The 23,147-nt window shown below is 61.4% G+C and carries 18 protein-coding genes; 3 read left to right on the top strand and 15 right to left on the bottom strand.

Features of this window, described 5'->3' with window-relative positions; genetic code table 11:
* Positions 1-5 precede the first annotated feature (5 nt).
* The 3 genes from aroB to AC127K_RS11095 form a co-directional block, all read right to left on the bottom strand.
* The gene (aroB, locus tag AC127K_RS11105) at positions 6-1,037 is read right to left on the bottom strand and encodes a 3-dehydroquinate synthase (RefSeq protein WP_483720638.1); all 1,032 of its coding nucleotides are present in this window, start codon (positions 1,035-1,037) and stop codon (positions 6-8) included.
* 33 nt (positions 1,038-1,070) lie between these two features.
* Positions 1,071-2,186, bottom strand: a complete 1,116-nt coding sequence (locus AC127K_RS11100; protein ID WP_483720637.1) for a chorismate mutase — start codon at positions 2,184-2,186, stop codon at positions 1,071-1,073.
* 412 nt (positions 2,187-2,598) lie between these two features.
* Complete coding sequence (locus AC127K_RS11095) at positions 2,599-3,417, bottom strand: hypothetical protein (protein ID WP_483720636.1); 819 nt, start codon at positions 3,415-3,417, stop codon at positions 2,599-2,601.
* Between the two features lie 161 nt (positions 3,418-3,578).
* Here AC127K_RS11095 and AC127K_RS11090 point away from each other — a divergent pair, with 161 nt between their 5' ends.
* Both AC127K_RS11090 and AC127K_RS11085 read left to right on the top strand, forming a co-directional pair.
* Entirely contained in the window at positions 3,579-4,409 is an 831-nt protein-coding gene (locus AC127K_RS11090; RefSeq protein WP_483720635.1) for a DUF624 domain-containing protein, read from the top strand.
* A 12-nt stretch (positions 4,410-4,421) separates the two neighbouring features.
* On the top strand, positions 4,422-5,873 hold the full coding sequence (locus AC127K_RS11085; protein WP_483720633.1) for a cysteine peptidase family C39 domain-containing protein: 1,452 nt from the start codon (positions 4,422-4,424) through the stop codon (positions 5,871-5,873).
* Positions 5,874-6,174: 301 nt separating this feature from the next.
* On the opposite strand, the gene AC127K_RS11080 is transcribed toward AC127K_RS11085, so the two are convergent.
* From AC127K_RS11080 to AC127K_RS11060, 5 genes are all read right to left on the bottom strand, one after another.
* Positions 6,175-7,191, bottom strand: coding sequence for an SGNH/GDSL hydrolase family protein (locus AC127K_RS11080; RefSeq protein WP_294538919.1), 1,017 nt, complete (start codon positions 7,189-7,191; stop codon positions 6,175-6,177).
* A gap of 9 nt (positions 7,192-7,200) precedes the next feature.
* Positions 7,201-8,769, bottom strand: a complete 1,569-nt coding sequence (locus AC127K_RS11075; RefSeq protein ID WP_483720632.1) for an MBOAT family O-acyltransferase — start codon at positions 8,767-8,769, stop codon at positions 7,201-7,203.
* Between the two features lie 9 nt (positions 8,770-8,778).
* Positions 8,779-9,015, bottom strand: coding sequence for an acyl carrier protein (locus AC127K_RS11070; RefSeq protein WP_294538925.1), 237 nt, complete (start codon positions 9,013-9,015; stop codon positions 8,779-8,781).
* 18 nt (positions 9,016-9,033) lie between these two features.
* Positions 9,034-10,539, bottom strand: coding sequence for an amino acid adenylation domain-containing protein (locus AC127K_RS11065; RefSeq protein WP_483720631.1), 1,506 nt, complete (start codon positions 10,537-10,539; stop codon positions 9,034-9,036).
* Between the two features lie 199 nt (positions 10,540-10,738).
* Positions 10,739-11,818, bottom strand: coding sequence for a branched-chain amino acid aminotransferase (locus AC127K_RS11060; protein ID WP_483720630.1), 1,080 nt, complete (start codon positions 11,816-11,818; stop codon positions 10,739-10,741).
* Positions 11,819-12,038: 220 nt separating this feature from the next.
* Here AC127K_RS11060 and AC127K_RS11055 point away from each other — a divergent pair, with 220 nt between their 5' ends.
* Positions 12,039-12,692, top strand: coding sequence for an HAD family hydrolase (locus tag AC127K_RS11055; protein ID WP_483720629.1), 654 nt, complete (start codon positions 12,039-12,041; stop codon positions 12,690-12,692).
* Positions 12,693-12,839: 147 nt separating this feature from the next.
* Here the strand turns inward: AC127K_RS11055 and AC127K_RS11050 are convergent, their stop codons facing one another.
* The 7 genes from AC127K_RS11050 to AC127K_RS11020 all read right to left on the bottom strand — a co-directional run bounded on the left by AC127K_RS11050 (position 12,840) and on the right by AC127K_RS11020 (position 23,089).
* Positions 12,840-14,762, bottom strand: coding sequence for a peptide ABC transporter substrate-binding protein (locus tag AC127K_RS11050; protein ID WP_483720628.1), 1,923 nt, complete (start codon positions 14,760-14,762; stop codon positions 12,840-12,842).
* 271 nt (positions 14,763-15,033) lie between these two features.
* Positions 15,034-16,077 (bottom strand): ABC transporter ATP-binding protein, encoded by a 1,044-nt coding sequence (locus AC127K_RS11045; RefSeq protein ID WP_483720627.1) that lies wholly within the window; start codon positions 16,075-16,077, stop codon positions 15,034-15,036.
* Between the two features lies 1 nt (position 16,078).
* On the bottom strand, positions 16,079-17,092 hold the full coding sequence (locus AC127K_RS11040; RefSeq protein WP_483720626.1) for an ABC transporter ATP-binding protein: 1,014 nt from the start codon (positions 17,090-17,092) through the stop codon (positions 16,079-16,081).
* A gap of 13 nt (positions 17,093-17,105) precedes the next feature.
* The gene (locus AC127K_RS11035; RefSeq protein ID WP_366776618.1) at positions 17,106-18,182 is read right to left on the bottom strand and encodes an ABC transporter permease; all 1,077 of its coding nucleotides are present in this window, start codon (positions 18,180-18,182) and stop codon (positions 17,106-17,108) included.
* 36 nt (positions 18,183-18,218) lie between these two features.
* On the bottom strand, positions 18,219-19,130 hold the full coding sequence (locus tag AC127K_RS11030) for an ABC transporter permease (RefSeq protein WP_294538948.1): 912 nt from the start codon (positions 19,128-19,130) through the stop codon (positions 18,219-18,221).
* A 363-nt stretch (positions 19,131-19,493) separates the two neighbouring features.
* Entirely contained in the window at positions 19,494-21,260 is a 1,767-nt protein-coding gene (locus AC127K_RS11025) for a [FeFe] hydrogenase, group A (protein ID WP_483720624.1), read from the bottom strand.
* Positions 21,254-23,089 carry an NAD(P)-binding protein gene (locus AC127K_RS11020; protein WP_483720623.1) on the bottom strand — a complete coding sequence of 612 codons (1,836 nt, stop codon included), beginning with the start codon at positions 23,087-23,089 and terminating at the stop codon, positions 21,254-21,256. The genes AC127K_RS11025 and AC127K_RS11020 overlap by 7 nt, the downstream gene beginning before the upstream one ends.
* Between the last annotated feature and the right edge of the window lie 58 nt (positions 23,090-23,147).

Below are 23,147 nucleotides of genomic sequence, written 5' to 3'. Positions count from 1 at the left end.
CCCCCTTATTCCTCTTCCAGGCCCAGCAGGGCGGGCAGCTGGGTCATGGGCAGGGTATCCGCCCGCCAGCAGCCCAGCCCCGGCACCCGGATGACCGTGATGCTCTTGCCGCCGCTCTTTTTGTCATGGCGCATATATTCCAGCACCTTGTGCTTGTCCACACCGGTGCGCACCGGCAGGCCCAGTTTGCGCAGCACCGCCCGGGTCCGCTTCTGCAGGGACCGGTCCTCGATCATGGGCAGCATGCCCAGAGCCACGCATTCCCCATGATACAGACCGTTGGTGCGGCGTCCCCGCACCCCCTTGACGGCCTCGATGCCGTGGCCGATGGTGTGGCCGAAATTCAGTGCCTTGCGGGCACTGGATTCCCGTTCATCCTGCTCCACGATCTTCTTTTTCACCAGCAGGCTGCGGTAGATGATGGTTTCGATGTCCTTGTCCACATCCCCGTGCTCAAACACATCAAAGAGTTCCGGGTCGGCAATGAGGCCGGCCTTGACCGCCTCGGCCAGACCGTTGATATACTGGCGGCGGGGCAGGGTGGTCAGGGTGTCGGGGTCCACCAGCACCACCTGAGGCTGCCAGAAGGCGCCCACGATGTTCTTGGCACTGCCCAGGTCAATGGCCGTCTTGCCGCCGATGGAGGAGTCGATCTGGGACAGGGTGGTGGTGGGACAGTTGACAAAGTCGATGCCCCGCATATAGCTGGCAGCGCAGAAACCGCCCAGGTCTCCCACCACGCCGCCGCCCACGGCCACCAGCAGGTCTTTGCGGTCCATGCCGAATTCCAGCATGGCGGTGAGTACCTGGCCGTAGACCTTCAGGCATTTGCTGCCTTCGCCCTGGGGGATGGTGTAGACGGTGCCGTTTTCGCACTGGTCCGCCACGGTCCGGGCATACTGGGCGGGCACACCGGAATCGGTGAGCACAAAGACCCGGCGGTGTGTCAGGTCGGTAAACTGATGGAGGTTCGAAAGGCAGCCGCGCTTGAGGATGATGTCATAGCTGCGGGTACCGAGATTCATCGTCATTTTCATAAGGGACCCTCCTGTTTTATATAGTGACCTTGGTTACTGCATTTCATCGGCCGGACCGGTGGCAAATACCCCCAGCACCCGCACGGTACGGCAGACCTTCTGCATGGCCTGCACCAGCGCCTCGCAGGTGGCGGGGGCGTCGGTGTCGGGGCAGACCAGCTGCACGTAAAAGTAATATTCAAAGGAGACATGGGGCAGCGGGCGGCTCTTGATGTTTTCCATGTTGAAGCCCTGTTCCCCGATGAGGCGGATCACATCCGCCAGTTTGCCCGGTTTGTGGTCCACGGTAAAGAGCATGGCCATACGGCGGCCGGGAGCCGGGGGCACCGGCGCGGCGGCGTCGGTGCGGGTGATGACGATGAACCGGGTGGTGTTGTCCCCGTCCTCGTTGACGCCCTCGGCCAGGATCTGCAGACCGTAGAGTTCCGCCGTCTGGGCCGACGCAATGGCCGCCAGGGACTTGTCCCCCGTTTCGGCCACATAGCGGGCCGCCTCGGCGGTGTTGCCCCACACCCGGGTGGCCAGACCGTGACTCTTGATATACACGCTGCTCTGGGCCAGGGCCTGCTGGTGACTGATGACGGTGCGGATGTCCGAAAGCTGTGCCCCGGGCAGCGCCAGCAGGTCCTGCCGGATGGGCAGGTCACACATGCGGGCCACGCTCAATTCCGGGTGGGCATACAGCAGATCCAGCACGGTGGAAACATCCCCCGCGTTGGAATTTTCAAAGGGCAGCACGCCGAAGCTGGCATCCCCTGCCGCCACGGCATCAAATACCTCGGCCCAGGTGTCAAAGGCTCTGGCCCGGGCAAAGGGGAACAGCCGGGTGAGGGCAATGTGGCTCCAAGCCCCCTGCACCCCCTGATAAGCGGCCACATCCCGCCCCAGCAGCTTGTGCTGGTAAGCCCGGGACACCGCCATCATCTCCTGCAGGACATGGCGGTAATACGGGCGCAGTTCCTCGTTGTGCAGACGGGCGGTGTTCTTGGCCAGGACCACGTCCTCCCGGGCCGCGTCAAACACCGGTTTGCCGGTGGCCGCCTTGTACTGCGCCACCTGACCCACGGCCTCCATCCGCCGTTCAAACAGCGCGGCCATCTGAGCGTCGATCTCGTCAATGGTCTCCCGCGCCTGCTGCAGCTGATCCATTCTGATACCCCCTGCCGTTATGATACGTATACAGATTCAATATACCATAAACCGGTCTGTATCTCAAGTAAAAACCGTGAAAAATGTCGGGAGATTTTGCGTGCTCTATACAATATGAACTTTTATTTTTGTGTGTACGAAATGTACATGTTCCATCTGCCGGAAACGCAGCTTCCGGGCCGCAGGGAAACACAAAAAGCGGCTGCCGGTCTGCGGCAGCCGCCTGACGGAACAGGGGGTCATGGTTTTTTGTCCGGTGCATCGTTTTTGGTACGGCGCACCAGTTCCTCAAAGGTTGGCATCTGTGTGTAAAAACGGCGGTAGGGATTTTCCGGCAGCGGTGCCGGGGGTGCCGGTACGGGAGCCTTTGGGGCGGCGGATTCCGGCCGGCCGCGGCACGGACGCCAGCGCATCAGCCCTGCCCCGCGGTAGACACCGCGCCCTGGGTCAGCTTCTGCCAGAGGACATCGTCATCGGCGTAGGATTCCGCCGATTTGTCGGTCCAGGTGCCCCGGCAGCCGATGTACAGCCGGCTCAGCACATCCTGGTTGCTGCCGGTGGTATCGTCCATGATGGTGTATCCTGTATAGGTGCCCAGGTCCAGACCGGTCAGCACCGGGCAGTCGGTCCAGCGGTAGACCATGTTCTGCCAGTCGGAAGCGGGCGAGTCCTGCCCCGGAATGGTCCCGTCCAGATACCGCAGCACCGCCGTGTTGTCCTGGAAGCTGGCAGGGTCTTCCAGCAGGAAAATATAGCTGCCGTCCGCACTGGAAATATCGGTGCTCAGTTGGGTCAGCACCGCCATGCGCACATAGGCGTCGGTGCTGTCTTCCAGGCCGGAGGTCTCGGACCCGGAGGAAGCCTCTGTGGTCTGGGCGGTCTCGGCGGTGCCGGCCTCGGTGGCCAGATCAATGGCATACTGGTTGAGCTGAACCACCACCTTGCCGTCACCGTTGCGGTCATCGCAGAAGGATTCCAGCGCAGCGGTCAGGGCATTGGCGGTATCGGTGGGCAGTTCCTGCTGGCCCACGTAGCCGACCTGATAGTCCGGCTTTGTGCGGAAAAAGGATTCCTTGATAATGCTGGCCAGAATGCCCAGCACCACAAGGACCGCCACCACCTGCCACTTATGGTAATGCCACCAGTTTCCGGCCTTTTCCGCCTTGGTGTATGTACGTTCCGGTTCGGTTTCTGTATAGGTTTCCTGACTGTTTTTTGTGACCCAGGCCATGGGCGGGTTCCCCTTTCCAAACTGTGATGTATTGATTGTAACACAAAACCATGTGTAATTTGTAAAAATATTCTGACCATTTTACGCCCGCGCCTTGCACCGGCCGACAAAAAAGGATATCATAAAAATGTATTATTATATCCATGGATGGGGGAAACACCATGACTGACACCGAAAAGACGCAGCCCACCGCCGTATCTGGTCCGGATACGGCACCGGCCTCTGCCGCCACGCCCCGCAAGGTGGGCGTTGCCCGCTTTTTTGAACTGATGGGGCGGGACCTGTGGCCCTTCTATAAAGCCAGCATCCTTTGCTGTGTGGGCTTCGTGCCCGGATTTCTGGCGGTTTTCTTCGGCATCCTGTCCGGGGCCGTCTGGATCAGCCTGCTGGGCGGCGCACTGGGCGGCATGATCGCCGCACCTTTCCTGTGCGGCATGTTCGATACCGTGCTGCGCGCCCTGCGGGACGAACCCGGTTACTGGTGGCACACCTACCGCAATGCCTGGAAGCAGAACTGGCGGGATGCCCTGGCTCCAGGTGCCCTGGCCGGTGCGGCCCTGGGACTGTGGAGCTGGGTGCTGACCGCCCTGCCCGATATGAACGATGTGCCCACTTCGGTGTGGGTGTGCATGATCGTGAGCGGCGCGGTGCTGGTAGGGTTCTTCACCTATGTATTTGCCCAGCTGGTGCTGGTCAGCCTGCCCCTGCCCAAACTGCTGAAGAACAGCGGGCTGTTTTTCCTGGGATTCTTCCCCCGCACTCTGGCCGCCACCCTGGTCCAGTGCGTGTACTGGGTGCCGGTTCTGATGTATATGCCCTATACCCTGCCCGTGCTGCTGGTGACCGGGTTCTGGCTGCCGGTGACCATCGGGCTGCAGGTGCTGTACCCGGGTCTGGACCGCGCCTTTGCGCTGGAATCCACCATCCGGCAGCGGCGGGACGAGGAGCTGCAGCAGATCATGGCGCAGCGGGACGATCAGGATGAAACGTAAGGCGGTGAGTCTTTGATGGACAGCAAAAACACCTTTTTATTGCAGGACACCGAAATGTTCATGCGGGGAGAACTGGACAATGTAACGGTGGCCGGCGGCCGGATCCTGCTGGACATTGTGCAGGGCGGGCATGTGCCCTACGGCTGCTACACCAGTCCGGCCATCTCTCTGCCTGCCTTTGATGCGGTGCGGGTGAGCTGGAATGCCGGCACCCCGCCGGACACCGCCGTGGAGGCCCAGGCCCGGGTGCTGGTGGACGGCAACTGGAGCGCCTGGTCCAGCTTCGGACGGTGGAGCCCTTATCTGGACCGGGAAGGCGCACGTCCTGTCACCCGCGGACCGCTGGTCCTTTCCTCCGACCACCTGACCCTGGATTCCAAGGTGGGCATGCAGGTACAGCTGCGGATCTACCTGTACACCAAAGATGAAAAAAAGACCCCCACCGTAAGTCTGCTGGGGGTCAGTGTCCATGCGGTGGATGTGATCCCCGCCGGCGGACGTCCCGTAAACGCCAAACTGAATCTGATGCCTTATACGGTGGCGCCCCGCTCCCCCGCCCTGCACGATGTGATGGACCTGGCCATCTGCCTGACCAGCCTGACCAACCGTTGGGGGGCCGACATCCTGCCCGAAGAGTTTGCCCTGGCCATGCGGGACTTCCAGCCGGGGCAGGACCCGCGGAACCTGAGTTTTGCGGCGGCTGCCGCCGGATGCTGGGGATTTCCCGCCTGGGCCTGCTGGGCAGATCTGGCCCTGCTGCGTGCCGAAGTCCGGGCCGGATACGGTGTGATCGTGGCGCTGAGCCGCCGTGCGGTAGAGATCGACGCCGGTATGCCCCCCATCCGGTATGCGGCGCTGCGGGGCTTTGCCAATATGGACGGGTCGCCCTGTGCCCTGCTCATTGATCCCTGGGCGGGTATCAGCAACTTTGACGCCGAGACCCAGATGCCCCTGGATGAATTTCTGGTGGCCTGGACCAATCTGGCCCTGTGCATGCGCCAGCGCTGCAAGGAACTGCCGGAAGGACGGCCGGAGCGTTCCTCCGTATGGCTGCGCCACGAAAAGGACGCCCCCGACGGGCTGTATCAGATGTATCTGGGCGGCGTTGCCCATCCCCTGCCCGACGACTTCTGCGGGGAAGCCCCCAACGAGGCCCCCGGAGCAGAGGTGCCGGCGCCCCACCCTGAGGAGACCGGGGAAGCCGCGGATGCACCGCAGGAGGCCCCCGCTTCCCCCGCACCGGAAGCCCCCGCACGTCCCGCTGCCGTGGGGGTGCTGGCCTGGTCCATCCCGGACGAGCGGCCCCACGCCACCACCGCGCACCGGACCCTGCATTTCACCCGCCCGGTCAGCGGCGGCATCCATCTGGGCACCCGCACCGCCCCCGATGAACCACCTACCAAATATACCGTATATGCCATTGATCCCGCCGGCCGCATGCTGGTGGGCGACGTGATGGTGTAAACATCTTCCGGACAAAAAAAGAGCAGGCGGAGCGTTCAGCACTCACCCCGCCTGAGAAGAAGGAGAAAAACAGAGCGTCCCGTTTGCACAGTCCCGTCTGGCAAAACCCACCCCTCTGAGTTCTACGGAACCCCGAGGCGCTCTGGTTTTCTTCTTATCCTGTTTCTGATATGCAAAAAAGCAAAGGTACTTCGAGCGGTACACTCCAAAGCACCTTTGCTTTTCTTGTATTATAGCGCATTGCATCCCGCCATGCAAGAGGGCACAGTGTACAACATCCTTGCACACAGACCCCCTCTGCTCAGGCGGTTTGCTCAAGTACGGACAGCTGGTAGTCGGCGGCTTGCTGATTCTGTGCCAGCGCGTCGGTCATGGACTGGGTGTAGGCGGCGGCGTCCTGATCCCAGCTTTCAAAGCCGGATTGGCCCCGATGATCCTCCAGGGCATAGTGCCCGGTGAGGTAGGTGCCCAGGGCGGCGGTGAGTTTCTGTGCGCCCAGCACATTCAGGTGGGAACCGCCGTCCGGGGTATCCGTCTTCCAGTTGATGCCGGGGTCCGTGTCGGCCATGTTGTAATCCAGATAGGTCAGGCCATTTTCGTCGGCAAAGCTCTGGATGCCGTTGTGCCGCGCCAGATTCCAGCTGGAAGAGGCCGGCACCGTGATGAGCAGCAGTTCACTGTCATGGTCCCGGCACAGCTTGACGATTCGGTCCAGGTACAGGCGCACCAGCAGCGGAATGGGCTCCCGGCTGCCGTCGTCGTACATGTAGTCTCCCCGCATGCTGGCCCCCACCGTGGTGATGGGGGTGAAGCCCTTGTTGGTGTCCCGCCAGCTGTAATCATGCTCTTCCAGCAGATTGTCCCAGGTCAGGTCCTTCCAGTTGTCGTGGAAGCGCACCAGTGGGATCAGTTCGTCGGTGATGTCCCCGATGGCCGCCTGCAGTTCGGTCTCATCCCCCATACGGCTGTACACCACATCAGTGCACAGGACCACCACCTTGGGCGACTGCTCCTCATAGATGGAACGCAGGCGATAATAAATATTGTACACCGACAGCCACCCGGACGCATAGGTATAGCCGGTCACGCCGCTGTCACAGTACCACTGCATGGGGGAAATTCCCTGGGCAGCGTTGGAATCCCCCATGACCAGCACGTCGATGGTGTCGAAGTCCTCCCCCAGGATGCCGCCTGCCGTGTAGCCGGACAGATACCGGTTGGAGTGGGGCATCAGGTAATGACCCGCCAGGAACACGGCCATGGCCAGTACCAGCAGGAAAGCCGTGACGTGGAGGATATGTTTGATGCAGGATTTCATAATACTCCCTTAGAATTGCGCGTAGATAAACGCTGCGGGGTCGTAATTGTCCCCGTAAGCGCCGAAAATCATGATAGCCAGCACCGCTGCAATGTACACGGTCCAGCGCAGGACCAGCGGGCGCACCGCCAGTTCCGCGCGGAGCTGATGGCCCCGGTGATGCAGCCAGTCCACAGCAAACAGAATCGCCGCTCCCGCCGCCAGCACCGCCATGTCACGGGCATCCAGCTTGATGAGCAGGCTGCCCGTATACGGCACTGTCAGGCTGCGGAGCATGTCAACGGCCGCCCACACCCCGTTGGCGCGGAAGAGCAGCATGCCGAAGTTGACCAGCACAAAGGTGCGCAGCACCTGCCACAGGCGATAAGAGCGTGCCTTGCGCCAGACGGGCAGGCGGGGCAGCACCCGGAGAAGGGCCGGTTCGGCCAGTTCCCCCAGCCACTGCAGGGCAAAGTAGTAAAGGCCATACAAAAGGTACAGCCACCCCGCCCCGTGCCACAGGCCGATCAGTGCCCAGGTGATGCCCAGGCCCGCCCACACCGGCCACTGACGGGCAGCGGCAGGACTGACCTTGTCCCGGCACAGGCGGGCGAACTTCTGCATGGGCTTGCTGAGGATCAGGGGCTGGAAGACATATTCCCGCAGCCAGGCCCCCAGTGTGATATGCCAGCGGCGCCAGAATTCGCCCACGCTGGCGGAAAAGAAAGGCTGGCGGAAGTTTTCCGCCGGATGTACCCCGAACAGCTCCGCCGAGCCGCAGACGATGTCCATGCAGCCGGAAAATTCCGCGTACAGCTGTAACGTATACAGAAGCACCCCCAGAGCGGTGGCGGCACCGCTGTACTGGGTCCAGTCGTCGAAGGTGGCCTTGACGTACATGTTGGCACGGTCGGCAATGACCATCTTTTTAAACAGGCCCCAGACGATGCGCTGGATGCCGAAGGTCAGGTTCCGGTAAGAGGGCGGCGGCGGGTCCAGCAGAGCCGGCGACAGCGAACCGTACCGGTCGAAGGGACCTTCCACCACATGGGGCCAGAAGCTCAGGAAGAGCAGCACCTGCCAGTAGCGCTCCGCCGCTTTACAGCTGCCACGGTACACGTCCACCATATAGCTGATGGCCATGAGGGTGAAGAAGCTCAGGCCCATGGGCTGCACCAGGGTGGGCACGGTGAACACCGGGGACCCGGGCAGGGATTCCATCAGCTGGGAGAGCACCCTGGCCCCGAAAGGCAGGTACTTCACAAAAAGCAGAATGCCCGCCATGGCTGCCACACCACCGGTGACCGCCATCTTTTTGAGGGCTCCCACCTCTTTTTTGAAGGGCTTGCGCCGGTCCGCCGGCAGGGCGGGGCGGGTATCCGCCTGTAAAGCATCCAACCTGCCCAGCAGCAGTCCCACGCCCCAGGCGATGGCCGCAGCCAGCAGAATATACACGATATACCGTTTGGTGCTGGCAAAATAAAAGACCAGACTGGCCCCCAGCAGCACGCCGGGACGCCATTTCTGGGGTGCAAAGGCCCACAAGAGCCAAGCCACAACCAGAAATCCGAACAGATAGATAAAAGAATTGTAAGACATGGCTGCCCCTTACTCTTCTTCCAGCCGCTGCACCATGGCCAGAATGGCCTGGGGTGTGCGGAAGTTCTCCTCCTTGAGGTCCAGCGGGGTGATCTCGATGTCAAATTCGCCGGTCAGCGCCATGACCAGGGACATGATGTCCACCGAGTCCAGCTTGCCGCTCTTGACCAGTTCTTCCTCCGGTGCGGGATGCAGGCCGGGTTTCACTTCCTCGATCATGGCAATGATTTCTTCGATGGTATGCATAAGTACTCTCCTTTTGGTTCAAAGCATGGCAGTCAGGGCCTTGCGGTCCACCTTGCCGTTGGCATTGTGGGGCATCTGGCGCAGGCGCCGGTACTCGGCAGGCTGCATGTAGGCGGGCAGACGTCCGGCCAGACGGGCACGCAGCGCTTCGGTCACGTCCCTCTTGGCCTGGAAAAACAGCACCAGCCTGTCCCGGGCGGCATCGTACACGCAGGCACAGTCGTCCAGCTTGTCCTGGCCGAAGGCCGCGGTCTCGATCTCCCCGGGCTCGATGCGGTACCCCATGTGTTTGATCTGGTTGTCCAGGCGCCCGCAGTAGACCAGTTCTCCCCTCTCGTTGGTCCGCACCAGGTCCCCGGTGCGGTAGATGATTTCCGGGTAGGCGGTCTGGACCGGATTGGGCACAAAGCGCTGGGCGGTCTTGTCCGGCTGGCGGTAATACCCCGCCGCCACAAAGCTGCCCCGTACGCACAGTTCCCCGGCCTCGTCCCGGGCGGCAGGACGGTCCCCGCACAGCACCAGCAGCCCGCAGTTTTCGCAGGCCCGACCGATGGGCAGGCTCTCGTCATCCCGGAAGTCCCGGTCCAATTCATAATACGCGCAGATATCCGTGGTCTCGGTGGGTCCGTACAGGTTGGCAAACCGGGCCTGGGGGTAATGGGCGCGCCAGTAGTTCAGCTTGGCGGTGGGCATGACCTCCCCCGCAAAGAGGATGGTGTGCAGGGGCGGGGCGGCGGTGTAGTCCAGGGCTTTCCAGTTGGCCACGATGCCCAGAGCCGACGGCACCCAGTACAGGGTATTCACTTGGCGGGCGCACAGATATTCCAGCAGCTGCACCGGAAAACTGAACAGCCGCCTGGGCAGCACCTGCAGGCAGGCGCCGCTGCGCAGGGCCCCGTACAGGTCGGTGACCGACATGGAAAAATAGAAAGGCGTCTGGTTGCCCAGCACCGTATCCGGTGAAAAGCCAAAGGTGGAAACCACCCATTCACTGTAGGCCAGCACGTTCCGGTGGGTCACAGCCACCCCCTTGGGCAGACCGGTGGACCCGGAGGTGAACAGCACATAGGCCAGGTCGGTGTCAAGGACGGCCTGCCGCAGCGCCGTCATGCGGGCGTCATCAGGCGGCACCGCGGCCGCTGTCTGGCAGTCCAGCACCGGAATCGGCCCTGCCAGTGCCCGGGCCGCGTCAGCGTGGGCGGCGTCGGTGAGTAGGGCGGCGGGTTCCAGCTGGTCCAGAATGGCCCGGACCCGTTCCGGCGGCTGGGCGGTATCCAGCACGGTGTAAAAACCGCCGGCAGCCAGCACCCCCAGCATGGCGGTCAGGGCTGCGGCTCCCCGCTCCATGTACACCCCCACCGGGCGATGCAGCACGCCTCCCGGCAGAGCATCCAGCGCCGTACCCACCCCGTACACCCAACGGGCGGCCTGCTGCCAGGTCAGGGCGGTGGTTTCGTCACAGAATCCGGCGCTCCGGGGCTGCGCCCCGGCAGTGCGGTCCAGCAATTCCAGAATATGATGCACGGGTATGCGCTCCTTTCCTGTCCCGGGTTCGGGTGTAGGCCTTATTATACCACGGGCCCTCCGCGAAACCGGCAAAGAAACGGCAAAGACCCGCCCCCCAGCCGGAACGCGCAAAAGCGCGTAGCCGTATTTATACACAGCTGCGCGCTTTTTTCAATTCGTTTTCAATTGTAAAAGTTTTGCGAAGGAGCCTTGCCTATCAGTTCTTGTGCTCCACCTTGACGGTCCAGCCCTTGGTGTCGGGCAGCTTGCCCCACTGGATACCGGTGAGGGTGTCGTACAGTTTCTGGGTCAGGGGTCCGATCTTGCCGTCGCCGATGTTGGCGACCTTGCCTTCCCAGTCCAGCTCCTTGACGGGGCTGACCACGGCGGCGGTGCCGGTGCCGAAGACTTCTTCCAGCTTGCCTTCGTCGGCAGCCTTCATCACATCGGCGATGGCCAGCTTGCCTTCGATGACCTCATAGCCCCAGTCCTTCAGCAGTTCGATGATGGAGCGGCGGGTAACACCGGGCAGGACGGTGCCGGTGCAGGCGGCGGTGTAGATCTTGCCGTCGATCTTGAACATGATGTTCATGGAACCGACTTCCTCGACGTACTTCTTTTCCACGCCGTCCAGCCACAGAACCTGGCTGAAGCCCTTTTCCTCGGCCAGTTCGCCGGCCTTGATGGAAGCGGCGTAGTTGCCGCCGCACTTGGTGAAGCCGGTCAGGCCCGGAGCGGCACGGATGTATTCATCTTCCACATAGATGCGGACGGGGTCCAGACCCTCGGCGTAGTAGGCGCCGGAGGGAGAACAGATGATGACAAACAGATAATGGCGGGAAGCATGCACGCCCAGGCCCACATCGGTGGCAAAGGCGAAGGGACGGATGTACAGCGATGCACCGTCGCTGTGGGGCACCCAGTCACGATCCACATCCACCAGGGTCTCCACGGCCTGGATGAAATCCTCCACCGGGATGGGAGGCATGCACAGACGGTCGGCGGAATCCTGGAAGCGCTTGGCGTTGCAGTCGGGGCGGAACAGCTGGATGGTGTTGTCCGCGGTGCGGTACGCCTTCATGCCCTCAAAGATCTCCTGGGCATAGTGGAAAACGGTGGTGGCAGGGTCCATGGGCAGGCTCCCGTAGGGCACAATACGGGCGTCATGCCAGCCTTCGCCGGCGGTATAGTCCATCAGGAACATATGGTCGGTAAAGATCTTGCCGAACCCGAGCTTGCTCTCGTCCTGAGGTTTTTCTTTGGGCGTTGTGGTACGCGTGATTTTGATGTCCAACATTTTTCCTTCTCTCCTTACTATCGCACAAATATTCGCACAAAACAGCATATGCGGCCGTCTGGCGCCATACCGCGGGGGAGCGGTCCGTATAGCTATGCCTTATTATAGCGCTCTAAAGTGGTGAATACAAGCCCCAGGAAGGAACTTTTGTTGCAAGCGGCAGATTTTTGCGGTACAATAAGGGCGCGATTCCAACCGCACAGGAGAAGGAGAAAGTAGTATGGTCAAGGGCGTTATTTTTGATATGGACGGTCTGATGTTCGACACCGAACGGCTGTGGGATACCTTCTGGGCTCCCTGCTGCCGCAAGCTGGGTCTGCCCCAGCCGGGGCCGGAATTCATGGCCAGCGGCCGGGGTCTGGCCGGGGAAAATCTGCTGCGGCATCTGGCGGAGTTCTATCCCCAGATCGACCCCAAGGTGATGCTAAAAGAAGTCTATGACATCGCGGCGGAGCGCTTCACCCATCCCGTTCCCTGCAAACCCGGTCTGCACGAACTGCTGGAATGGCTGAAAGCACACCAAATCCCCTGCATCGTGGCCAGCTCCAGCCCCCGTCACATGATCGAAAACAATCTGAAAAATGACCAGGTGGACGGGTATTTTCAGGGGATCGTCTGCGGGGACGATGTGGAACACTCCAAACCGGACCCGGATATCTTCCTGAAAGCGGCCGCCCAGCTGGGGCTGCCCGCCAAGGACTGTCTGGTGCTGGAGGACAGCTTCAATGGGGTACGGGCCGGCCACGCAGCGGGTGCCGTGACCGTGATGGTGCCCGACCTGGCCCAGCCCGACGAGGAAATCAAACAGCTTTACACCTGCTGCTGCCACGATCTGCTGGAAGTGCGGCAGCTGTTGGAGGAAGGCAAGCTGTAAAGTACCTGCCCTTGTTCTGCCGGAATCCGGCAGAACTTTTTTATTGTCGCCATTTTCAGCCGCTGCCTTTGACAGACAAAAAAACCGCCCCCGTGCCAAGCACGGGGGCGGTTCTTATTTGCTGTTCAAGCCGTTGTGCTGATCAGATCAGGCAGCGGTCTTGGTGGCATGGTGGAAGTACTTGAAGCCGAAGGAGTTGGTGTAGACGCCTTCCACATTGGACTTCTGCATGTAGGGGTCGTTGTAGTAGTACAGAGGCACAACAGCCCAGGTTTCCATGAGCATGTTCTCAGCCTGGTGCATCAGACCAACACGCTTGGTCAGATCGGTCTCAGCCTTGATGCTGGCGATCAGATCGTTGTAGGTATCCCAGTTCTGCGGAGCATAGGAAGGCACGGAGCCGGTCTCATCGGGACGGCCGAACTGAGCGTCGTTGTTGCCGGAATCGGTGGTCCACATCTCCAGCATGTTGATGGGGTCATCGAAGTCGGCCAGCCAGCCCTGACGGCAGACGTCGTAGTTGCCGGCCTTACGTTCGTTCAGGAAGACGTTCCAGGACTGGGTCTCCACGTCGACGGTGATGCCAACAGCGGCCATATCCTGCTGGATAGCAGCACCGATGGCCTCGTTGCCGGCGCCTTCGTTGGTCAGGTAGGTGAAGGACAGCGGGGTGGAGGAGCTCAGCATGCCGTTGTCGTCAAACTCGTAGCCAGCGCTCTCCAGCAGGGAGATAGCGGTCTGCAGGTTTTCTTCGTAGGCATCCTCGGCGGGATCGAAGTAGCCGACGGCCTCGGCATCGGGATAGGTGTAGCTGTCGGTGTTCTGACGGAATTCAGCGCCGTTGGAGTCGCTCATGCCGGCAGGAACGAAGGTGTTGGCCAGTTCCTGGCCAGTCTGACCGATGGTGTCAACGATGTACTGACGGTCGATCAGCAGGTTGATGGCTTCACGCATGGCGTTGGCCTGCTCGGGGGTCTTGCCCTCGAACAGCTTGGAGTTCACGTTGAAGCCAACATAGTAGGTGCCGATGTTGGTGGCAATGTAGAACTCAGGATCGGTACCGTTGTGCTTGGGGATCTGCTCGTTGGGGATGGTATCGATGAAGTCCAGGTTGCCGGCCATGTAGGCGTTGTAGATAGCGGTGTCATCGGCGCTCAGCATGAACTGCAGGGTCTCGATGGAAACGCTGTCGGCATCGTAGTAGTTGGGGTTCTTGGTGTAGGTCATGCTCTCGTCATGGTTCCAAGCGGTGCAGGTGTAGGGACCGTTGGAGACGAAGCCGGCTTCCAGAGCCCAGGCGCCGGGGTTGGTGCCGTCGGTGTTAGCAGCTTCCACAGAAGCCTGCGGGACCGGGAAGAAGGTCGGGAAAGCGCACAGGCTCAGGAAGTACGGGCAGGGGCTGACCAGGGTGACGGTCAGGGTGTAGTCGGCGGTAGCCTCAACACCCACCAGGATGTTGTTGGCTTCCTGCTCAGCCAGAGCAGCGTCGCTGTACACTTCAGCGGGAGTGCTGTACTCTTCGCCGGAAGCAGCGGCAGCCTCAGCGGCAGCAGCGTCATATTCGGGGTTGGCAACCATTTCCTCGGCAGCCTCGTTCTTGGCGATCAGGCCGTCGAACAGGTAGCTGTAGTCGGAAGCGGTCATCGGATTGGCGGCACGGTTCCAGCTGTAGACGAAGTCCTTAGCGGTCAGGTCGGTGCCGTCGCTCCACTTGCTCTGACGCAGGTGGAAGGTGTAGGTCATGCCGTCCTCGGAGACGTCGTAGCTTTCCGCCACGCCCGGGGCCAGCTGGCCGTTTTCATCGTAGGTCAGCAGACCAACGAAGCTGTTGACGGCCAGAACGGCGCCGTCAACGGCGGAGTTCAGAGCCGGGTCCAGACGGTCAGGCTCAGACGCCAGGTTGATGTACAACGTGCTGGTGTCAGTGTTGAGCACAGACTCAGTGGAAGCAGACTCCGAAGTCGCAGCCGCAGAACCGGTCTCGCCGGTGGTAGCGGTGCTGGAAGCGCCGCAGCCAGCCAGGCTGACGACCATGGCGGCAGCGAGTGCAGATGCCATGAGCTTTTTCATTGTTCTTTCCTCCTAGAGATTCTATCAGAAACCCGGACAAAAGCGGACGTTCCGCCCTTGTCTGGACTCCTCCTGATACAATGCCCATTATAATTTCTGGCTCCGGCATTTGCAATGCCAGTGGCCAAGCTGTTGCTTTTCAGTCACCATTTTTGGGCAGGGTGCCAAAATTCGCACACGGCAAGCGCCTTGTCTTTGGGTGTTCTGTTATGCAACTGCCTGCCCATGGGCAACGGACAGGCAGAATTTCCCTTTTATCGGGCCGGCTTGCTTACTTGTTCCAGCAGGCGACATAGTGGCCGTTGCCGCGGTCGGTGAACGGAGGCATGGCCTTGGCGCACTGCTCGGTGGCGTAACGGCAGCGGGTACGGAAGGGGCAGCCGCTGGGCATATGCAGCGGACTGGGCACGTCCCCTTCCAGCACGATACGCTTGGACGCACGGGCGGTACGCGGATCGGGCACCGGCACGGCGGACAGCAGGCTCTGGGTATAGGGATGGATGGGATTGTCGTTGAGTTCGTCGGCGTCGGCCATCTCCATCATCTTGCCCAGGTACATAACGGCGATGCGGTCGCTGATGTGGTGCACGACCAGCAGGTCGTGGGCAATGAAGAGGTAGGCAACGCCCAGCTTCTCCTGCAGGTCCTCAAACATGTTGACGACCTGGGCCTGGATGGAAACGTCCAGAGCGGAGACGGGCTCGTCGCAGACGATGAACTTGGGGTTGACCGCCAGGGCACGGGCAATGCCGATACGCTGACGCTGACCGCCGGAGAACTCATGGGGATACCGCATGGCGTGCTCGGCGTTCAGACCGACCAGTTCCATCAGTTCCATGACGCGCTCGTGGCGTTCCTTCTTGTTGCTGCACAGCTTGTGCACATCCAGAGGTTCCCCGATGATGTCCTCGACGGTCATACGGGGGTTCAGGGAAGAGTAGGGATCCTGGAAGACCATCTGCATTTCCTTGCGGTAAGGCAGCATGTCCACATGGACCTTCTTGCCCATGACCGGCTTGCCGTTGGCATCCACCTTCAGCTGGCCGTTTTCGTCGTATTGTTCACCGCTGTCATAGATGACCTTGCCGTCGAAAGTGATGCGGCCGGCGGTGGGTTTGTACAGCTGGAGCAGGGTGCGGCCGACCGTAGTCTTGCCGCAGCCGGATTCGCCCACCAGACCCAGGGTCTCACCCGGGCGGATGGCGAAGGAAACATCATCCACAGCCTTGAGGTGGATGGTCTTGGCCAGGCCGGCACGAACGGGGAAATATTCCTTCAAATGCTCGACCTGCAAAAGGTATTCGCTGTTTGCCATCTTACTTCCCCTCCTTTGCATTCTTTACGTTGAGCCAGCACGAAGCCATATGGTGTTCGCCCACCTGGAGTTCGGGGGGAACTTCCCGCAGGCAGATCTTCATGGCGGAATCGCACCGGGGGCAGAACGCGCAGCCCGCGGGCAGGTCCAGCATGTTGATGGGCGTGCCGCCGATGGGAATCAGCCGCTCTTTCATGTTGGAGCCGGAGGGGATGGAACGCAGCAGACCCTTGGTGTATTCATGAGCCGGGGCGTAGAAGATGTCGTCGGCAGTGCCGCGCTCACACACACGGCCGCCGTACATGACGATGATCTCATCGCACATGGAGGCGATGACGCCCAGGTCATGGGTGACGATGATGATGGCCATGCCCAGCTTCTTCTGCAGATCCTGCATCAGTTCCAGGATCTGGGCCTGGATGGTCACGTCCAGAGCGGTGGTGGGCTCGTCGGCGATCAGAATGTCGGGTTCACAGGCCAGGGCCATGGCGATCATGACACGCTGGCGCATGCCGCCGGACAGCTCATAGGGATACTGCTTGATCCGCTTTTCCGGTTCATTGATGCCCACCAGTTCCAGCATCTCAATGGCACGGGCCTTGGCCTGGGCCTTGTTGCGGTCGGTGTGCAGCATGATGGCTTCCATCAGCTGGTTGCCGATGGTGAACACGGGGTTCAGGCTGGTCATGGGGTCCTGGAAGATGATGGAGCAGCATTTGCCGCGGAAGGACTGCATCTGCTTTTCATCCCACTTGGTGATGTCCTGACCCTTGTACAGGATCTGACCGCCGGTGATGCCGCCGTTCTCGGACAGGATATCCATGATGGAATAGGCGGTGACGGACTTGCCAGAGCCGGATTCGCCCACGATACCCAGGATCTTGCCCGGTTCCAGGGCGAAGGAGACGCCGTTGACCGCATGCACTTCGCCGCCCTTGTCGGTGGAGAAGGTGGTATGCAGGTCCTTGACTTCCAGGAGGTATTTCCAGTCCTGGCTGGTTTTTACTTCACTCATACTTTGCCCCTCCTCAGCGCTTCAGTTTGGGGTCGAACGCGTCGCGCAGACCGTCGCCCAGCAGGTTGAAGGCCAGAACGATCAGGCAGATGATCAGCGACGGGAAGACCAGCTTCATGGGATAGCTGTTGATACCCGCACGGGCTTCGTTGGCCAGAGAACCCAGCGAAGGCATGGGCACCTTGACGCCGATGCCCAGGAAGGACAGGTAGCTTTCGGTGAAGATGGCAGAGGGGATCTGCAGCGCCACCGAGATGATGATGACGGACAGGCAGTTGGGCAGGATGTGCTTGCGCAGGATGCGGCCGCTGGGGGTGCCGATGGTGCGGGCCGCCAGAACGTACTCGTTCTGCTTGATGGTCAGGATCTGACCGCGGACCAGACGGGCCATGCCCACCCAGTACAGCAGGCCGAAGACCATGAACAGGGCGATCATGTTGGTGCCCAGGGACTGCAGCATGGGAACCTTTTCAATGACCGGCTTCAGGGTCTCGTTCAGAACAACGGAGAGCAGAATGATCATCAGGGTGTCCGGCAGACTGTAGATAATATCCACGATACGCATCATGATAATATCCACCGTGCCGCCGCACCAGCCCGAGATGGAGCCGTAGATCAAGCCGATGATCAGCACCATGATGGATGCCACCAGGCCGACGGCCAGGGAGACGCGGGTGCCGTAGATGACGCGGATGAAGTAGTCACGGCCCAGGCTGTCGGTGCCCATCACATGGGGGAACAGCTGTTCGCCGGTCTCTTCCATATACTGCAGTTCGCGGTCGGACCATTCGAAGGGAGCCAGGTTGGTGGCAGTCTTGTCACGGCGGCCGTCCACGGTGATGATGTCCTCATAGCTGTAGGGGACAAAGAACGGAATGATAATGATGCTGAGCAGCAGCAGGACCAGCACGACGATGCTGCCCACGGCCAGCTTGTTCTTCATCAGGCGGCGGCAGCCGTCCTTGAAGAAGGTCACGCTTTCGCCCATGACCTCCTGCTGTGCCTTTTCTTCGTCGGTGGCGGGTTCAAAGTCAGCGGAGCTGAACTTGGACAGATCGATCTGGACCGAAAGAGGGTTCTTTTCGGGCATACCGTTTTCTGCGTAGGTCATTTTCTTTCCTCCTTCTTACTCCAGTTCGATGCGCGGGTCGATCAGCTTGTACACCAGGTCGGTGATCAGGTTGGCCGACACCATCAGGATGCCCAGGAACAGGGTGGTGGCCATGATCAGGGGGTAGTCGCTGTTATTGATGCTGTTGACGAACTGGGTGCCCAGGCCGCCGATGGTGAAGATGCTCTCAACGACCATGGAGCCGGTGATGATGTAGGCGATCATGGGGCCCACATAGGTGACAACGGGGATCAGCGCATTGCGCAGGGCATGCTTGAAGATCACCTTGACCTGGGGCACGCCCTTGGCCCGGGCTGTACGCACATAATCCTGGCCCAGGGCGTCCAGCATGCTGGTCTTGGTCAGACGGGTGATGTACGCCATGGGGTACAAGGACAGGGAAACCACCGGCAGGAAGTAGTTGGGGTTTTCCGCGCTCCACACCGGGAAAATGTTCAGCTGCACGCAGAATACCAGCAGCAGCAGGGTGGCCAGAACGAAGCTGGGCACACCGGTGAACAGGGTGGTGAAGAAGATAATCAGCCGGTCCGGCAGCTTGTTGCGGTTCAGGGCCGCAATGCTGCCCAGAACCAGACCCAGAACCACCGCCACCGCGGCAGCCTGCAGACCCAGCTGAGAAGAAACGCCGAAGCGGGTGATCAGGGTGGAGGTAATATCACGGCCGGTCTTCAGGGACACGCCCCAGTCACCGTGCAGGATATTGTTCATATACAGGATGTACTGCTCCCCCACCGGTTTATCCAGGTTGTAACGTGCTTCCAGCACGGCCTGGACCTGGGGACTGGGAGCCTTTTCCTTGTTGAAGGGGCCGCCGGGGATCGCATTCATCGCGAAGAAGGTGATCAAGCTGATAATGATCACGGTCACGATCGCCAGCAACACACGTTTTACGACATATCGGGTCACGTTCGTTCACTCTCCTCATTAAATACGGGGCCCTGCAGGACCCGCGCTGGCTGCGTGTTTTGAACGGGCCGCCGCCCGTTTTCCCCGCCTGTTCCCCGTTTCGGGAGGGTGCCGGGTCCGGAACACGTTTGTGTGCCTTCGGCGGACACCCCATCACAAAAAAAAAGGAACGACAGCGTTTGATCAAACGCCATCGTTTGAGCAAAGGAATCTTCAATAAAATATCACAAGATTGTAACGTTGTCAACTTTTCCGCCGGACAGAAAAGACCCTTCAAATGTGAAAATTTGCCCGGTGCCTGCCGGCACCGGGCATAAAAATCCAACTTTATTCTTTGTGTAAAGCCTTTTTCAGGAAGTATTTTTATTCATTTTTTCCGGCCTGAGAGGGCATCTCCCAGCCAAAGTGATCGGTGTGCAGCCAGGTTTCAGCTGTCTCGCTGCCAGGAGCGCCCAGGGCTTCCCGGTACAGGGCCTGGATGGCGGGATTTTCGTGGGAGAAGCGCAGGGCACAACCCTTGTCGATGCTGTACAGTACCTGTCCGCGGCTCTGGGCCAGCTCCTCATCGTCGGGGCTGTGGGGCTGTCCCCCGCCGCCGGCACATCCGCCGGGACAGGCCATGACTTCCACGAAATCGTAGTGCACACGGCCGGCGCGCACCGCCTCGATGAGGCGGCGGGTGTTGGCCAGCCCGCTGACCACCGCCGTCTTGACGCAGGCACCGCCCAGGTCAAATTCCGCTTCGGTCCAGCCGGGGGTGCCGTCGGCGGTCCCCCGCACGGCCCGGAAGGCTTCCGGCGGCGGATTCTGGTTGTTGACCAGATAATAGGCGCTGCGCAAAGCCGCCTCCATGACGCCGCCGGTGGCGCCGAAGATCACCCCCGCCCCGCTGTAGGGTCCCAGAACGGAGTCAAAGGCTTCCTCTGCCATCATTTCCGGGTGCAGGTGCTCGGCGCGGATCATCCGCACCAGTTCCCGGGTGGTCAGCGCCAGGTCCACGTCCCGGCCCGCTTCGGTCTGCATGGTGGGCAGGTCGCACTCCGCCTTTTTGGCCACACAGGGCATGATGGAAACGCTGTAGATCTGGTCCGGGCGCACCCCGATCTTGCGGGAGAGATAATTCCGGGTTACGGCGCCGAACATCTGCTGGGGACTCTTGGCGGTGGACAGCCGTGCGGTCATGTCCGGGTAATGCCCCTTGAGATACCGCACCCAGCCGGGGCAGCAGCTGGTGAACATGGGCAGGAACTGGGTGTCCCCCGCCTTGAAGCGGTGCAGGAATTCGGTGCCCTCCTCCATAATGGTCAGATCGGCGGAGAAGGAGGTGTCGAACACATAGTCGAAGCCCAGTGCCCGCAGTACCGCGGCCATCCGGTTGACGGTGGCCTTTTCCGGGGGCAAGCCCAGGCTTTCGCCCCAGGCAGCGCGCACCGCCGGGGCGATCTGCACCACCGTGACCAGATTGGGATCGGCCAGGGCGGCAAAAGCCTTTTCGGTGTCGCTGCGCTCCCGCAGGGCCCCGGTGGGACAATGGGTGATGCACTGGCCGCAGAGGACGCAGTCGGACTCCTTGATGCGGCGGTTATGGCTCACATCCACCCGGGTGCGGCTGCCGGTGCCGGACAGGTCCCACACATTGACCCCCTGGACCTTGTCGCACACCTGGATGCAGCGCATGCACTTGATGCACTTGTTGGTGTCCCGGTAGAGGGGGAAATCCTTGGGCCACTGGGCCCGGGCACCGGTGACCAGGTCCCGGGGATAGGGATTTTCCAGAATGCCCAGATCATTGGCGATGTTCTGCAGATGGCAGTTGCCGCTGCGCAGGCAGGTGGCACAGTGGCAGTCGTGCTGGGAAAGGATGAGTTCCACATTGATCTTGCGGGTACGGCGCACCCGGGGGGTGTTGGTACGGATGACCATGCCCTCGAACACAGGGTTGTTGCAGCTGGGCACCAGGTTGCGCTCCCCTTCGATCTCCACACAGCAGACACGGCAGGCACCGATCTCGTTGAGGTGCCGGAGGTAGCACAGATGGGGGATCTCCACCCCGGCGGCTTTGGCGGCTTCCAGGATGGTGGTGCGCTCGGGCACGGCCACCGCCTTGCCGTTGACGGTCACGTTTACCATTGGGTCGTCCTCCCTCCTTTGAAGATGCCGTAGCCGAAGTGGTCACACCGCAGGCAGCGGCCGGCTTCCTGCATGGCTTCCTCCTCGGTCATGCCGCAGGTGGCCAGGGCAAAGTCGGTCCTGGATTCCAGCGGATTGCGGGCCTTGAGCTGGATGCGGCCGCAGGGCGGTGTGTTGGACAGTCGGGCCGGAGGGATCTGCACATCGCAGCGGATGGTATGGGCAAAGCCCAGGAAACTGTCAATATTGGCAGCGCCCACCTTGCCCGCCGCCACCGCCCGGATGACGGTGGCCGGACCGGTGACCGCGTCACCACCGGCAAAAACGTTGGGGGTCCCGGGCACATAGCCGGACAGGTCGGCCTTGAGAGCGCCCCGGCTGGTGCCGATGCCGCCCTTTTCAAAGTTGTCGGACTCAATGCGCTGGCCGATGGCGATGATGAGGTAATCGCAGGGGATGCGGAACTCCCGCTCGGCGGCATCCCGGGGACCGGGGCGACCGTCCCGGCCGTAGCCGCCGATGATCTGGGGCTTGGTCCACAGGGCCGCCACCCTGCCCTTCTCATCGGCTTCGATGCGGTGGGGCGCCTGCAGGGGCAGGATCTGGCAGCCTTCGGCCTGGGCGTCGGCAATCTCCTCCGGCAGGGCGGTCATATCATCCAGACGGCGGCGGTAAACGCAGATCACGCTTTCGGCCCCCAGGCGGATGGCGGTGCGGGTGGCATCCATGCTCACGTTGCCGCCGCCGATGACCACAACACGCTTGCCGGTGAAGTCCAGGGGTCGGCCTTCGCCGCAGTCCCGCAGGAACTCCACGGCAGAAAGGACATTTTCGCTGTCCTCTCCGGGAAGGCCCAGCTTCTTGTCGGCGTGGGCGCCGATGGCCACGTACAGCGCGTCGTAATCCCGGCGCAGCTGTTCCACCTGGATATCGGTGCCGATGCAGACGCCGGTTTTGACCTCCACCCCGGTCCTGAGAATGTAATCAATGTCTTTTTGCAGCACCTCCGGGGGCAGACGATAGTCGGGGATGCCGTAGCGCAGCATGCCGCCCAGGCGGTCCCGCTGTTCAAAGACGGTGACGCTGTGCCCCATGAGCTGGAGATAGTACGCGGCCGTCAGCCCGCTGGGGCCGCCGCCCACCACCGCAATGCGCTTGCCGGTGGCTTCGGCAGGTGCGGGCGGGGTCTCGTCCCCGCAGTGGTCCACCGCATACCGCTTGATGCCGCAGATGTTGATGGCGTCATCCACCAGCCGGCGGCGGCACTGCTTTTCACAGGGGTGCTCGCACACATAGGCGCAGGAATAGGGGAAGGGATTGTCCTTGCGGATAAGGTCCACCGCGTCCTGGAAGCGTCCTTCCCGCACCAGGGCGATATACCCGGGGATGTCCACATGAGCCGGACAGACGGTCACGCAGGGCACCGGCTGCTTGAGGGAACAGATACAGCGCCCTTCCCTGGCGTGGAGCTCGTAGTCCTCCCGGAAGCCCCGCACCCCTTCCAGCACCATGGCGGCGGCTTCATAACCGATGGCGCAGTCGGCGGAATCCGCAATGGCGGCCGCTGTGGATTCGATCAGGTCGATGGTGCCTTCGGGGGCGGTCTGGTCCAGCACGCTCTCGATGAGGGTTTCCAGCTGGGACAGGCCGATGCGGCAGGGCACACATTTGCCGCAGGTCTGGGCATGGCACAGACGCAGGAAGTTCAGGGCCAGGTCCACCGGGCAGAGCCCCGGCGGGTTGGCGGCCACACGGTGCCCCATATCCCGGCAGAGGTCCTGTACGACCTGCTGGGCCCGGTCCGGGGTCTCGATAGACAATCTTCGCATACAACAAAATCCTCCGTTCGGGCACCGGCGTTCTTGGTTCCCGGTGCCTGGATCAGAA

The sequence above is a fragment of the Subdoligranulum sp. DSM 23681 genome (assembly GCF_057005535.1).
This window is presented reverse-complemented; position numbering and strand designations above follow the sequence as displayed.